Consider the following 13505-nt stretch of genomic DNA (forward strand, 5'->3'; position numbering starts at 1 on the left):
CATTGGGCGTGTTCTTCGCGCTGCGGGTCGGCGCGCTAGGCCGGGCAGGCGCTCGCTCCGCTGAAGCGCTTCGCGTCGCGGACGCGCGCGTAGGCCTCGAGCACTTCGGGCAGCTGGGCGGGCGTGCTGGCGTGCAGGATGACTCCGTCGGCCCCGGCCGTGAACTGGTCCTTGATGCGCGCCGCGCAGGTGGCGGCGTCACCCACGGCGGCCGGGAACCAATGCTCTGGGATCTCGCGCTCGATCTCGCGCAGCTGCTCGAGCGTGGCCGTGGCGTCGATGGCCGAGGTCATGCGCAGCACCGGGCGGGACCGCCGGAAGCGGCGCAGCCGCTCGGGGTCCCAGCCGTTCACGGCGACCAGCAGTTCTCCGTAGCGTGGGGCCTGCAGGTACGTCGCCATGCGCGCGACGATGCGCCGCAGGCGGTCCTCCTCCGTGGGCTCGTGTACGGTCGCGAGGACGCTCCAGACCTTGACGGCGCTCGAGTCGCGCCCGGCCGCCTTGGCCCCTCGACGCGCGGCCTCCACCTCGCGGCGCAGCGCGTCGTCGCTCAAGAACGTGTGGAGGATGATGCCGTCGAACACGCGGGCGGCGCGCTCCACGGCCTCCAGCCCGAACCCCACGAACAGGCAGGGAATGTCCACGTCGAGCCAGCTGCCCATGTGGAGATAGGGGCTCACGCCGTATGCGCTCTTCAGCGCCAGCACGCGCTCCCCGCGCCAGAGCTTGCGCATGGTGGTCACGAAGCGCCCGAGCTCGGCGTTGCTCACGTCGGAGAGGCCCATCATGCGGGAGCGCACCGCCACGCCACGCGCGAGCCCCAGCGCAAAGCGCTCGTGGCTGAGCTTGGCCGCCGTGGCCGCCATGGTCGCGGTCACCAGCGGATGACGCGTGTCGATGTTGGTGGCGGCCGTGCCGACGTAGATGTGCTGGGTGGCGGCGCAGGCGGCACCCACGCACACACCCGCGTCCTTCACGTCGAAGCGCTCGGAGATCCAGATGGACCCGAGTCCGAGCGCCTCGGCCTCCCGCGCCTCGTCGACCAGGCGCGATGGGTCCTCTGCGTGACCGGCCAGCCCGTACAGCCCCAGCTCCGGAAAGCGCAGCGGACTGGGCCCCGCGAGCGTCAGGCGGGACTCGGCGCGCTCCGCCTGGCCGCTGGGCACCGCGGCGTGCCGGCGCCGCGCGCGCTTGTTCCCCGGGATGGTGAGCAGCTCCGCGCCATCCAGGTCCAGCACGTGCCGCGCGTGGCGCTGCGCCATCGTCGCGAACATGCGGTCCCCACGCTCCGTCTGCTGCACCATCATCGAGGCGATGACCGTCACCACGAGGCCGGTGAACGTGCCGCGCCGATAGTCTTCCCAGCACGCGTCCCAGTCGTAGCCGGCGACACCCGCCGCGCACAGGCTGTCGTGATAGCGCCGCACGATGTCGTGCTCCACGTGGCGCCGCACCTCCGGGGCGAGCCCGGCACCCAGGAAGTACGCCACGTCGCCGAGGGGGTTCCCGAGCACCACGCTCTGCCAGTCCACCACGGCCACCCCGGGCGGACTCGTGCGCTCGTCCAGCAGCAGGTTGTCCAAGCGATAGTCGTAGTGCACCAAGCTGAACGCGCTCTCGGGGCGCTCGAACGGGTGGCGCGTGGACTCACCCGCCAGCGCGATGATGTCCGCCTCGTCGGCGGTGAGCTCGTCGCCGTAGCGCTTCAACACGCCGCGCACGTTGTAGCGGTACAGGGCGCGCCCCAGCTGTTGCAGCGACGACGAGCCCGCGTCCAGCCAGTCCACGCCCAACAGCGACGCGTCGCAGAAGCTCGGCGCGTGCAGCCCCACCAGCTGCTGCACGGCGGCGTCGGCGACCTCCGGCGTGCAGCCCTGCAGCTGGTCGCCCTGCCGCGCGGGCGCGAGGTCTTCGAGCAGCAGCGCGAACGCTGGCCCACGGCCCTCGATGTCGGCGTAGTAGCAGCGCGGCGTGCGGATGCTCACGCGCGCTTGCAGGTCGCGGTAGAACGACACCTCGCGCAAGTAGTTGGTCAGCAAGACCCCCGACATGCGGCTCTTGGCGTCCAGCGCCGGGAACTTGCCCACGAGACGTGTCGGGGCGGACCCGTCACCTCCCGTGACGTCGAGCGTGTAGCGCAGGCAATGGCCTATCTGCCCCGTGCCGATGGGCTCGGCGCGGAAGCCCGTGACGGTCACGCCGTCATGGCCGGCGGCGCGCAGCCGCTCGGTGAAGAAGTCGGTGCGGATGGTCTCGGGAGTGGGGATGCGCGTGGCCATGGGTCGCCGTGCATGGAACGCGATGCGCCTGCCGGGGCGCAAGTCATTCGAGCCGACGTTCCCGCACACTGCCAGTGCCGACGCCCAGCGCGCGCCGAGCGCCACGCGTGCGAGCCTCTGCCATGGCACGACCCATGAACGCGCGAGACCGCCACGAAAGATGGTAGCGTCGAGGCTCGTGGAACCCTCGCAACACTCGCGCGAGCCCTTGCTCGCTCTGCGCGCCGAGCTCGGCGCCTCCCTCCCCCCAGAGGTCGAAGCCCTTCCCGACGAAGCCCTCGAGCACCTCCTGGCCTGCGTGCGCGCCCAGAAGGCGCACCAGCGTGGCGCGCTCGACACGGCCGTGGAGCAAGGCCTCACCTTCGTGCCGGCGATGCTGCGCGGCGCGGTCCGCAAGATCCTCTTCAAGGGCTGAGCACGCATGAGCCGCGTCGAGACCATCGCCGAACGCACCAAGCTGGCCCGCCTCCTCTCCCTGGAGCACGAGCAGCTGCACCACTACCACGCCCTGGACGCCCAGGGGTTGCGCGCGCTGCGCGAGGCGCTCAGTGACCACTTCTTCGACGACAGCCGCGCCATGCTCGAGCGGGTCGCGAGCGCCAGCCGCCTGCTACCGAACGCCCTCGTCGCGAGCGTGGGCGAGCGCTCCTTCGGGCCCATGTTGTGCGCGCGCATCACCGGGCTGCTGACCCCGGAGCGCGCGGCATCCCTGGCCGCGCACATGCCCGACGCGTTCCTGGCCGACGTCGCGATGCAGCTGGACCCTCGCAGCGCGCGCGGTGTGCTCGGGAGGCTCGAGACCAAGCGCGTGGTGTCCGTGGCGCAGGTCCTGCTCGCGCGAGGCGAGCACCTCACGCTGGGGCGCTTCGTCGACTTCCTGGCGCTCGACGTGATCGGCGCAGTGGTCGACGTCATCGCCGAAGAGGCGGTGCTGCTGGACATCGCGTTCTACATCGAGGCCAAGCCGCGTATCAGCGAGCTGGCCGGGCTGCTCTCGGCCGAGCGCCTGCGGAGGTTGGTGCTTGCCGCAGGCGAAGGAGACGGCGACACGTGGGTGGCCGCGCTCGCTCTCATGAGCCACCTGGACGACGCGTGGCGCCGCCGCATCGGGGACCTGGTGGTCGCCGAAGGCGAGGTCTTCCTCGGCCAGCTGGTCGATGCGGCGCAGGCACACGACCTGTGGGACGCGATGCTGCCCATCGTGGGTTCCATGACGCCGGACGCGCGTGTCGCCCTGGCCGCGATGCCAGCGCTCGGTCGACGCGACGTGCTCGAGAGCGTGGTCCGGGCTGCCCACGCGGGCCGGCTCTGGCCCGACTTCCTCCCGCTGGTCGGCGCGCTGCACGGCGACGCCCGCAGGCTGGCGGCGACCGTGGTGGAGGGGCTCCCGGAGGCCATGCTGCTCGACATCATCGCCACCGCACACGAGCGCGCCCTGTGGCCCGCGCTGCTGGGGCTGGTGGAACAGATGACTCCCACGGAGGCCAGCACGGCGCTGCGTCTGCTCGCTGCCCAAGAGGAGCCGGTCGTGGCGGCGCTGCTGAGCGCGGTAGACGGCACGCAGGTCACGTGGGCGCAGCTCTTGCCCCACGTCGACGCGATGCGTGACGAAGACCTCGCTCGCCTCGGGCGCGTGTTCGCGCAGGGCACGCACGCGCAGTCGCTCGCGCAGCTGCGACACGCCGCCCAGCAAGACGGGCGCTGGGTACGCCTCGAGCCGCTCTTGGGCCGTTGATCGTCAGTCCGTCGGGCTGGCGGACTGATCCTGGAAGTGCCAGTCCGCTACGGTGTCGCCGAAGCGACGCCCGCTGTCCCACCCGTCGAGCGCGGGGTCCACCGCCAGGCGCTCCGAGCCGAACACCAACGGCAAGAGGGGCAGCCGGTGCGCCACGGCGCGGTCCATGCCCTCCAGCAGCTGCAGGCGACGCTCCGTGTACAACGCGCGCCCCCATCGATCCACGATCTCTGCGGTCGCGTCGTCGAACGCGAAGGTCCGCGCCGTAGGGTCGAAGCGCCCGTTCGCGCGGGGCAGGTTCCAGTAGCGGCGAGGGTCGGAGTCGTCGCCCCCGTCGCGGATCATCGAGAGCCGCAGCCCGCCGTGGTCGCGCCCACGCGCAGCGCGGTCGGTGGCCGACACCTCATGGTCCTCCACCACCAAGCCGACGTCCGTGAGCGCCTGGGCGATCCGCGCGGCCACCTGCTGGTCCACGGCGCGATCCGTGTGCGTGAGGCGGATGGTCTCCCCCAGCACCCCCGCCGCCTCGAGCGCCGCCCGAGCCGCTTCGGGGTCGTACGGCAGCGCGTCGGCGGCGTCCGCCTCGACGTGGACGGACGGCGTCTGGGCCGGTCGCCCGAAAGGCCCGAAGATCTCCGCTGCGAGCGTCGGCCGGTCGATGGCTTGGAGGATGGCCCGACGCACCTCGAGCCGCGCCAGCAACGGCGACCGTTCGTCCGGCGTGAGCGCGTACATGTCGCCGGCGGGGCGCACGATGACGCCGCTCGGCCGCTCTCGCTCTAGTTGGTCTGCCACCTCGGGAGTCAGCGTCCCCGGCTCGACGATGTCGATCTCGCCAGCGGAGAATGCGGCCACGAGCGCCTCGACGGTGTCGAAGACGCGCACCTCGATGCGCGCGATCGCGGGCGCGGGACCCGCATAGTGCTCATTCGCCGTGAGCACCGCAGACTGCCCCGCGGCGAACTCGGTGAGGGCGTACGGCCCCGCGCTCGGCAGCGCCTGATTGCGTCGCGCCTCCCGCACCGCGTCGAAGCCCCCGTCCGTGGCGATGGCCTCGAGCAACGCGTGACGCGGCAGCGGGTAGAACCCCTCGAGCGCATACGCCATCGCGTCGGCGTACGTGAGCACCAGCGTGCGCTCGTCCGGAGTCTCGATCGCGAGCACGTTGGGGTCCGGCGACACCTCGAGCGCGAAGCGGAAGTCGTCCGACGTGAGCGGCTCCCCGTCAGACCAGCGCAGGTCGGCGCGCAGCGTCCACGTGATGACGAGCGTCCCGTCTGCGCGAAAATTCATGAGGTCGTTGGTGACGCCGGGCGCCTCCACGGCCAGCTGCCCGACCAGCTCGCCCTCGGGGGTCTGCGTCGTCAGGCCCGCGCGCTGTGGCCCGCGGAGCACGCCATAGGACGCGGACGTCAGCTGCAGCGTCCCCACTCGCAAGACGTCCCGCGTCGAGGTGGCGCGCGCGGGGAGCGCCTGGGCCGTGACGTCGGCCTGAGCATCCGACGCACGACCGAGATCCAGCATGAGGATCGTCGCCACGAGCGCGATGACGGGGATGCCACGGCGTGAGTAGCGATCCAAGCGGTGCGCCACCGGGGTGCGATCGGTGCGCGAGAGCCAGTAGGCGGCCACCGTGACCACCAACGTCAGGGTGGACAGGGCGTACGCCAGGATGAACAGCTCGTCCACCACGGTCAGGTAGCTGACGTCGGGGATGGTGCCGGCGACCGTGAACTGGAAGGCGAAGCAGGCCAGCAGGACGGTCACGCCGATGCTCGTGCGGGCGTCGACCAGATCGGGCGCCAGATAGAGCGCGAACAGTGCAATGAGCAGCAGCAGCAGCAGCGGCAGGAACACTTGACCGCGATGGTGATGGTCGGGCGCTGGAGGGTCACCTCGAAGCCCACGCGTTGGATGGTCGTGGAGCGCCCCTCGCCCTCGATGGAGCCGAGGTCCGACGCGTAGAGCAGCTCCTGCATGCGTGGCTGGAACTCGGGCTCGTAGTCCCAGCCGGTCACGCTGAAGCGCGACGCCATGCCGCTGCCCGTCAGGTCCGGCACCAGCTCCGCGCTGCTCCCCGACAGCTCGAACTGGATGCCCAGGTGCTGGGTGTCGAAGGGGAAGCGATGCAGCGGGAACTCGCCGCGCAGCATGCCGCGCAGGTGGTAGCGGTGCGAGTGCCAGTCCCCGTCGGAGGACTCGCCGAGATCCACCATCTCCATGTCGAAGCACGAGTTCTGAACGCGCAGCGCGGATGGATCGAGCTCGCCGTACCACTTCAGCCACACGTCCGCGTCCACGTCGTACGTGCCGTTGCGCTGATCGAAGCGGGTCACGTCGTGGAGGTACACGCCGACGTACGCGCGCTCCGCAGGCGCGGCCTGGGCACGGCCTGGGACGGCCACGAACGCGGCCACCCAGAGGGTCAGGAGAGACGACCAACGCGTGGCACGCAGCATCACCGGAAGGTACCACGCGGCCAAAGGCGTCGAGCGCTCACACGGCGGGCGGGCGCACGCCACCAGCGCAGCCTCAGGACGCGCGCTCCGCGTCCAGCTCGAGTGAGGCGCGGGACGCCTCGGGGGCCGTCGCGGTGCCATCCTGGGCGAGGCCGACGCTAGGGAACGCGGCGGCGAGGAAGCCGACCACCAAGGGACCGCCGAACGCGGCAGGCCAGAACAGAGAGTGGTGACACGCGGCAGGGCATGGCCCCCCGTGGAGCGTGAGGGCGATGCCCCCGAGGTAGAACACCGGAAACGCGAGCAGTGCGGCCTTGAGCGACTTGCGGCGACGGGGATGCATGACGCCGGGCCGAAGCAAGCGGCGGGCCAGCCCAGAATCATTGCAAAAACCGGCCGCATGGCCGAGCTCCTGCCGCCGGAGTGAGAAGCTCTGTTCGCAGCGGGTGCGCACGGTGGGTGCCACCCGCGCGTCACGTGTGTCTTCAAGACGCGACGTAGACCGTCTTCTCGTTGACGAAGGCACGGATGCCCGCTTGACCCAGCTCACGTCCAAACCCGCTGCCCTTGATGCCCCCGAATGGGAGGCGCGGGTCCGAGCGCACGTGGGTGTTCACAAAGGCGCAACCCGCCTCGAGCTCGTGGGTGGCGATGTGCGTGCCGCGAGCGATGTCGCGCGTGAAGACCGCCGCCCCCAGCCCAAAGCTGGTGTCGTTCGCGAGCGCGATCGCGTGCGCTTCGTCGCGGGCTGGCAGGATGGACGCCACGGGCCCGAACAGCTCTTCGTGATAGGCGGGGACCCCCTCGCCCACGTCGGTCAGCAGCGTGGGTGGGTAGAAGGCGCCCGCGCCCTCGGGGACCGCGCCTCCCAACAACAAGCGCGCCCCCGCTGCCACGCTACGAACCACCTGGTCGTGCAGCTCGTCGCGCAGGTCCGCGCGCGCTTGAGGCCCGAGATCCGCGGAGTCGTCCGTGGGAGCTCCCATGCGGAGCGCACGCATGCGCGCCACGCACGCCTCTTCGAACTGCCCGCGGACGGCGTCCACAACGACGAAGCGCTTGGCCGCGATGCAGCTCTGCCCCGCGTTGATCATGCGGCTCTGCACGCAGGTGGCCGCGGCCGCATCGACGTCGGCGTCGTGCAGCACGACATAGGCGTCGCTCCCGCCCAGCTCGAGAACGCACGGCTTGATGACCTCCCCCGCCTTGGCCCCGATCGCGCGACCCGCGGCCGTGCTCCCCGTGAGCGTGACGGCGCTCACGCGCGCGTCTGCGAGCAGGGCGCTGGCGCGGCCCGAGTCGATCAGCAGCGAGGCGAAGGCCCCCGGCGTCAGGCCCGCCGCGTGAAAGACGTCGGCGATCGCGAGCGCGCAGCCAGGCACGTTGCTGGCGTGCTTGAGCAGGACCGTGTTGCCCGCCATGAGCGCGGGCACCGCGGCGCGGAACACCTGCCAGAAGGGGAAGTTCCACGGCATGACCGCCAGCAGCGTACCGAGCGGGACGCGGGCCACGAAGCTGTGTCGCGCGTCCGTCTCGACGGGCGTGGGCGCCAAGAAGCTCTCGGCGTGCTCGGCGTAGTAGTCGCACAGCCACGCGCACTTCTCGACCTCCGCGCGCCCCTCGCGCAAGACCTTGCCCATCTCGGTGGCCATCAGGTGCGCGTAGGCCTCGCTGCGCTCCCGGAGCGTGAGCGCGGCGCGCCTCATGATCCGGCCTCGGTCCGCGAAGCTGCTGCGCCGCCCTGCACGGAACGCCTCGTGCGCCGCGTCGAGGGCGCGCTCCACCGCGACGTCCGAATGCGCAGGATAGGTCGCCACGACCTCGCCGCTGCTCGGATCCACCACCTTCTGCACGTGTTCTTCCATGCGGTTCACGCTACTGCTGACACAGCGTCGTCGCCACCCAGGGCAGCATGGCGCCTTCGCAGCGCACGGCGCTCGAGAGCATCGGATAGGTCACGCAGCCGGCCTGCGCCGTGATCCAGTTGAGGTGCTCCCCCTGGATGGGCAGCGCAGGGTCGTACGTACCCGCGCGCGAAGGCTCGGCGCGGTGCCGACGCAACGCGTCCACGGGCCCCAGGCACACGTCGCGCGCGGCTGGCATGGTGGTCCCGAGCGGAGGCATGAGCAGGACGTCAGTGCGCGCGAGCACGTCGTCCACCTCGGCGTCGTCGCTGCCCGTGAACACCAGGTTGGCCTGGTACGGGTCACTCTCTGGTCCGCGCCGAAACACGTGCTGAGCGCCGTCGCCCATCACGTAGACCGGAGTCGCCCCGGCAGCCCCGGCGAACTGCGCGCTGCGGACCCGCACGCGGGTGAGGGGGGGCCCGGGGTCTTGGGGCGGACTGCGGAAGCGCGAATACGTGACGAAGCCGCCCGACGGGAGCGACGTCGTGAAGACGTACTCGCTCTCGTCGCTGCCGGTGGCGCCCGGAAACGGCAAGCGGATGGGCTCCTGGCGCATGCCGGGAGGGCGCACTTCGCTGCGCGCCGCCGTCTCTGGGGAGGGCTCGACCGCCCGCGCGCACCCGAACGACAGCAGCGTGGTCAGCGTCAGGCGAGCGAAGAGGGGCGTCCGCATGAGCGCAGGGTACCGTATGATGACGCGCATGACCGAGCCCGCCCCCGCACGTCCGCGCTTCCCCTTCCCCCGCTACCCCCGCGGCTGGTTCTGCGTCGGCTACGGACAGGACCTCGGCGTGGGCCAGGTGGAGCCCGTGACGGCCTTCGGGCGCGAGCTGGTCATGTTTCGCGGAGAAGACGGAGTCGTGCGCGTCATGGACGCTCACTGTCCACACCTCGGCGCGCACCTGGGGGTGGGCGGCAAGGTCGAGGGGTGCCGCATCCGCTGCCCGTTCCATGCATGGGTGTTCGACGGGAGCGACGGAAGGTGCGTGGAGGTCCCTTACGCCAAGCGCATCCCAGCCAAAGCCGCCGTGCGCAGCTGGGATGTGCGTGAAGTGAACGGCATGATCATGGTCTGGCACGACATCGACGGCGCGACGCCCGCCTGGGAGCTGCCCGAGATACCCGAGTGGACCGAGCGCGAGCGGTGGACGCCGTACGTGTTCCGCAAGTGGCGCATACGCAGCCACAATCAAGAGATGGGCGAGAACGTCGTGGACCAGGCGCACTTCCAGTACCTGCACGGGATGAGCGAGATGCCCGTCCCGCACACCATGGAGTTCGACTACCCGCGGCTGCGCATGGTGACGCCCACGAAGATGGAGACCCCCCGGGGCGAGGTCACGGGGGAGCTCGAGGCCACCAATTGGGGCTTCGGCTTCTCCACCAGCCGCTTCACGGGGCTGATCCCCACCACGGTGGTCGCGTCCACCACGCCCATCGACGACGAGTTCGTGGACCTGCGCTTCGCCTTCACGGTGAGCCTGGCGATGGGTGAGCAGGTCGCGAAGGGGGTGGGCAAGGCGTTCAGCGCCGAGATCGCGCGCCAGCTGGAGCAGGACAAGCCGGTCTGGGAGCACAAGGTGTTCTTGGAGCGGCCGGTCATCTGCGACGGTGACGGGCCCATCGCCCGCTACCGCAAGTGGTGTGACAACTTCTACCCCAGCTGGTACCTCGAGCAGGCCCGCGAAGCCTACTACGGCGCCGCGTGAGCCGCGGCACCACGACGGGCGCCGAGCCGCCCATGCTCGCGCGCGCGCTCATCACCCTCGGCGCACCTCTCGTCGTCTGGTTGGTGCGCCACGCACCACTCGACTCCCTCGAGGCACACGGCACGGCGACCGTGGGGGACCTGACGGTCGGTCTCGCGCCGGTCGCGACGGGCTTCCTCCTGGTGGAGGTCTTCGCGGCCTTGCTGCCGAGCGCGCGGGCGCTGCGTTCGAGCGGCCCAGACGGGAGGGCACGCCTGACACGCTGGGCGATGGTCGCCTCGGCGGGCGCGCTGGCCTTCCAGCTGCTCGGGGTCGCGTTGTTCTGGAACAGGCTGGGCGAGCTCACGCTCGGCAGCGCGCTCGCGCTGGTCGCGATCAACGTGCCGTTCACGCTGGGCCTCGCGTGGTTGGCTCGGGTCGTCTCACGGCAGGGGCTGGCCAACGGCTACGCCGTGCTGTTCGCGGCGCACGCGCTCCCGGTCGAGCTCGTGCTGGACCACCCCTACGGCAGGTTGGCAGGCTTGGGCGTCTGTGTCGGGAGCATGGCCGTGGTCGCGGCCACCCTCCGCAGCCCGAAGGCCACGCAGCGTCGCGGGGAGCTGGTGCTGCGCGCCCCGCTGTGCGGTCTGCTCCCGATCACGCTCACGGGCGGCTTGCTGCTGCTCCCCTACTCGCTCGGCTCGAGCCTGGAGCAGCTGCTACCGCTGGACGCGCTCGAGCACTTCCTGCCCGGCCGGCCGCAGCACGTGCTGGTGCTCGCGGTCTCCGTCGTGCTGCTGAGCGTCGCGTGCTCCTGGGCCTTCCACCGCCCGGACACGGTCGCGCCCCTGTTTCCCGGGATGGATGCCTTCACGGTGCGAGAGGCCGTGCGCGAGGCGCTCCCCTACACGGTGATGGCCCTCTCGGCGCTCACCGTCGGGGCGACCCTGGTGGAGCGCAGCATGGGGGCGCCGCTACTCGGCTACCTCCCGGGGCTGGCCTACCTCACGGCGCTGTTGTTGGACGTCCGCGACGAGCGGCTCGCGCGGGAGCGGCTCGGCCGGCTGGTGCCGGTGTGGGACGAACACCGGGCATACGCGCTCGGGCCGCTGCAGAAGGCCCTGGAAGACGCGCAGATCCCGGTGCACGCGCGGGCCGCGTACTACCGCCCGCTCGTCCAGCTCGCAGGCCCTCTCGTGCCGCTGACGCTGATGGTCCCCCCCGCGCATGCCACGGCGGCGCTGGAGGTGCTGACCGCCCGCAACGCGGCGTTCCAAGAGCAGCTCGCCGGTCACGCGCCCAGCACGTTTTGACGCGCGACGCGGCGACATGCACTACGCTGCCGCTCATGCTGGACGCCCCCGCCCTGCGCTGCCCCTACTGCAACGAACCCGCCGAGGTGTGGGTCGAGCCCGACGTGGAAGGTGAGATGTCCGAGGACTGCCCGGCGTGCCACCGCCCTTGGCGGGTGTTGGTCCAGCGTGACGACTTTGGCGAGGCGATCATCACGCTGCGGCGTTCGTAGCGAACGACCCCTCAGTCGGGCGTGAACCGGGGCGCCAAGCGCCGGACCAGGCTCGGGGCGAAGCGCGCCAGGTACACCCCCGCCGTCTCCTTGCCGCCGATCACCAGCTCGTGGCGGCCCGACTCGATCGCGTCCGCGATGGCGGCGGCGACGCGGTCGGGTGCCAAGCCCGACTCGATGGCCTCGGACGTCTTCCCGTGCGCGGCGCCTCCTTCACCGAGCGCCGCGCGCGTGATGTCCGTCCGCACGTACCCGGGACAGATGACGGCGACCTCGACGCCAGTGCCGTGCAGCTCGGCGCGCAGCGAGTCGAAGTAGCCGCGGACGGCGAACTTGCTGGCGGAGTAGGTCGACCGATGCGGGGTGCTGACGTAGCCCGCCACGCTGCTCACGACCGAGACGTGCCCGACCCCGCGCGCCACCATGGCCGGTGCGAGCGCGCGCGTGAGCGCGACCGGGGCCATGAAGTTGAGGTCCATCAAACTCCGCACGTCGTCCATGCTCGTGTCGAGCGCCGCAGCGCGCTGACTGCGCCCGGCGTTGTTGATCAACGCGTCCACACGCCCGAACGCCGCCTCCGCGCGACGCACCGCGTCGTCCAGACTCGCGAGCTCGTTCAGGTCCACAGGCACCGCCGCGACCCGCGCAGCGCCATGCGCCTGGACCAAGGCGTACAGCTTGTCGCCGCGACGCGCGCTGACGACGACCCGAGCGCCGCGGGCCAACAGCACGGGCACGAGCGCCTCACCGATGCCCGAAGACGCCCCCGTCACCCACGCAACCTTCTCGCTCAGTTTCATTGCGCGGAGCATATCAGGCGGCGTCCCCGGATACGACGGTGTGGGCAGAGAGGTGGACGTCGCACAGCGCCGTTGGCAGTAGCCTCACAGAAAATGCAGATGGTGAACGCCGCGGTTGCCGCGCACGTCACCGCGGGCATCATGTGGGGAACGAGTCGACCATCCCCCCCTCTCCAACGCCGCCACGCAAGGCCGGAAGGGAACCATGATCGAGCTTCAAGACGCGGAGGACGCGAAGGTCGTGGCGCTGGGGCTCCTCGAGGCGGCCCCGGACGCCGTGTTGGTGATCCGCAGCGGTGGCACCATCGCCTTGGCCAACCAGATGGCGGAGCGGCTGTTCGGATACGAGCGCGCGCAGCTGATCGGCATGCCCGTGGAGCAGCTGGTGCCAGTGGCGGAGCGCGAGGGCTTCGCCCAGCGGCGTGCGCGCTTCGAGCGCTCGGGGCGGGCGCGGTTCATGGGGGACCCGGCGAGCCTGGAGGCCGTGCGCCGAAGCGGAGAGCGTGTGCCGGTCGAGGTGGGACTCAGCCCCGTGGACACCACCATCGGCCGACTGACCATCGCGATCGTGCGAGACGTCACGCACCGACGCGCGCTGGAGCGCCAGCTGCGCCACGCGAGCTCCCACGACGCGCTCACGGGGCTGTTCAACCGGACGCACCTCGAGGCATGCCGCGCCCAGCTGGAGGGCAAAGCCGGGCAGATCGGTGTGATCCTCATGGACATCGACGGCCTCAAGGACGTCAACGACGCCTACGGACACGACGCTGGCGACCAGTTCATCAAGCGCATGGGCGTGGTGCTGCGGGCGACTGCGGCCCCGGAGGACGTCCCGACTCGGCTGGGCGGAGACGAGTTCGCCATCCTCGTCCCGCACACGGACGCGGATGGTCTGGCGGACAAGGTGCGGCTGCTGCTCAGCGAGCTGACGCGCCACAACGACATCCACCGTGGGCAACCGCTCGCGTTCTCCCACGGCGCCGCCCTGACCGAGCAGTGCGGCGGCGTGGCCCTCGCCATGCGGGTCGCAGACCGACGGATGTACGAGGACAAACGGAAGCGGCGGCGCGCGCGAGGTCTCCCCGACCGTCGCCACACACCGCCGCCGTGAG

General features: G+C 71.1%; 13 protein-coding genes. 6 read left to right on the forward strand and 7 right to left on the reverse strand.

Annotation, left to right across the window (positions count from 1 at the left end):
* Positions 1 to 35: 35 nt before the first annotated feature.
* A complete protein-coding gene (locus H6726_23240) occupies positions 36 to 2279 on the reverse strand; it encodes a TIGR03857 family LLM class F420-dependent oxidoreductase (GenBank protein MCB9660579.1) in 2244 nt (747 codons plus the stop codon).
* A gap of 208 nt (positions 2280 to 2487) precedes the next feature.
* Here H6726_23240 and H6726_23245 point away from each other — a divergent pair, with 208 nt between their 5' ends.
* Positions 2488 to 2694: a hypothetical protein gene (locus H6726_23245; protein MCB9660580.1), complete on the forward strand. Its 207-nt coding sequence runs from the start codon at positions 2488 to 2490 to the stop codon at positions 2692 to 2694.
* A 6-nt stretch (positions 2695 to 2700) separates the two neighbouring features.
* Complete coding sequence (locus H6726_23250; protein MCB9660581.1) at positions 2701 to 4014, forward strand: hypothetical protein; 1314 nt, start codon at positions 2701 to 2703, stop codon at positions 4012 to 4014.
* Positions 4015 to 4017: 3 nt separating this feature from the next.
* Here H6726_23250 and H6726_23255 read toward each other — a convergent pair whose 3' ends face one another.
* The 5 genes from H6726_23255 to H6726_23275 form a co-directional block, all read right to left on the reverse strand.
* Entirely contained in the window at positions 4018 to 5871 is a 1854-nt protein-coding gene (locus H6726_23255) for a hypothetical protein (protein ID MCB9660582.1), read from the reverse strand.
* Positions 5778 to 6473 (reverse strand): hypothetical protein, encoded by a 696-nt coding sequence (locus tag H6726_23260; protein ID MCB9660583.1) that lies wholly within the window; start codon positions 6471 to 6473, stop codon positions 5778 to 5780. The genes H6726_23255 and H6726_23260 overlap by 94 nt, the downstream gene beginning before the upstream one ends.
* 73 nt (positions 6474 to 6546) lie before the next feature.
* Positions 6547 to 6816: a hypothetical protein gene (locus H6726_23265; GenBank protein MCB9660584.1), complete on the reverse strand. Its 270-nt coding sequence runs from the start codon at positions 6814 to 6816 to the stop codon at positions 6547 to 6549.
* 142 nt (positions 6817 to 6958) lie between these two features.
* Positions 6959 to 8338: an NAD-dependent succinate-semialdehyde dehydrogenase gene (locus H6726_23270; GenBank protein ID MCB9660585.1), complete on the reverse strand. Its 1380-nt coding sequence runs from the start codon at positions 8336 to 8338 to the stop codon at positions 6959 to 6961.
* Between the two features lie 10 nt (positions 8339 to 8348).
* Positions 8349 to 9053: a hypothetical protein gene (locus H6726_23275; GenBank protein ID MCB9660586.1), complete on the reverse strand. Its 705-nt coding sequence runs from the start codon at positions 9051 to 9053 to the stop codon at positions 8349 to 8351.
* Positions 9054 to 9081: 28 nt separating this feature from the next.
* Here H6726_23275 and H6726_23280 point away from each other — a divergent pair, with 28 nt between their 5' ends.
* From H6726_23280 to H6726_23290, 3 genes are read left to right on the forward strand one after another with little or no spacing between them, the layout of a single operon-like run.
* On the forward strand, positions 9082 to 10089 hold the full coding sequence (locus H6726_23280; protein ID MCB9660587.1) for a Rieske 2Fe-2S domain-containing protein: 1008 nt from the start codon (positions 9082 to 9084) through the stop codon (positions 10087 to 10089).
* On the forward strand, positions 10086 to 11381 hold the full coding sequence (locus H6726_23285; protein ID MCB9660588.1) for a hypothetical protein: 1296 nt from the start codon (positions 10086 to 10088) through the stop codon (positions 11379 to 11381). The genes H6726_23280 and H6726_23285 overlap by 4 nt, the downstream gene beginning before the upstream one ends.
* 35 nt (positions 11382 to 11416) lie before the next feature.
* Positions 11417 to 11593, forward strand: coding sequence for a CPXCG motif-containing cysteine-rich protein (locus H6726_23290; protein MCB9660589.1), 177 nt, complete (start codon positions 11417 to 11419; stop codon positions 11591 to 11593).
* A gap of 11 nt (positions 11594 to 11604) precedes the next feature.
* Here the strand turns inward: H6726_23290 and H6726_23295 are convergent, their stop codons facing one another.
* Entirely contained in the window at positions 11605 to 12393 is a 789-nt protein-coding gene (locus H6726_23295; protein MCB9660590.1) for an SDR family NAD(P)-dependent oxidoreductase, read from the reverse strand.
* Between the two features lie 205 nt (positions 12394 to 12598).
* On the opposite strand from H6726_23295, the gene H6726_23300 reads away from it, so the two are divergent.
* Complete coding sequence (locus tag H6726_23300) at positions 12599 to 13504, forward strand: diguanylate cyclase (protein MCB9660591.1); 906 nt, start codon at positions 12599 to 12601, stop codon at positions 13502 to 13504.
* Position 13505: the final 1 nt, after the last annotated feature.

This window comes from Sandaracinaceae bacterium (assembly GCA_020633055.1).
Lineage (GTDB): Bacteria > Myxococcota_A > Polyangia > Polyangiales > Houyiibacteriaceae > JADJJE01.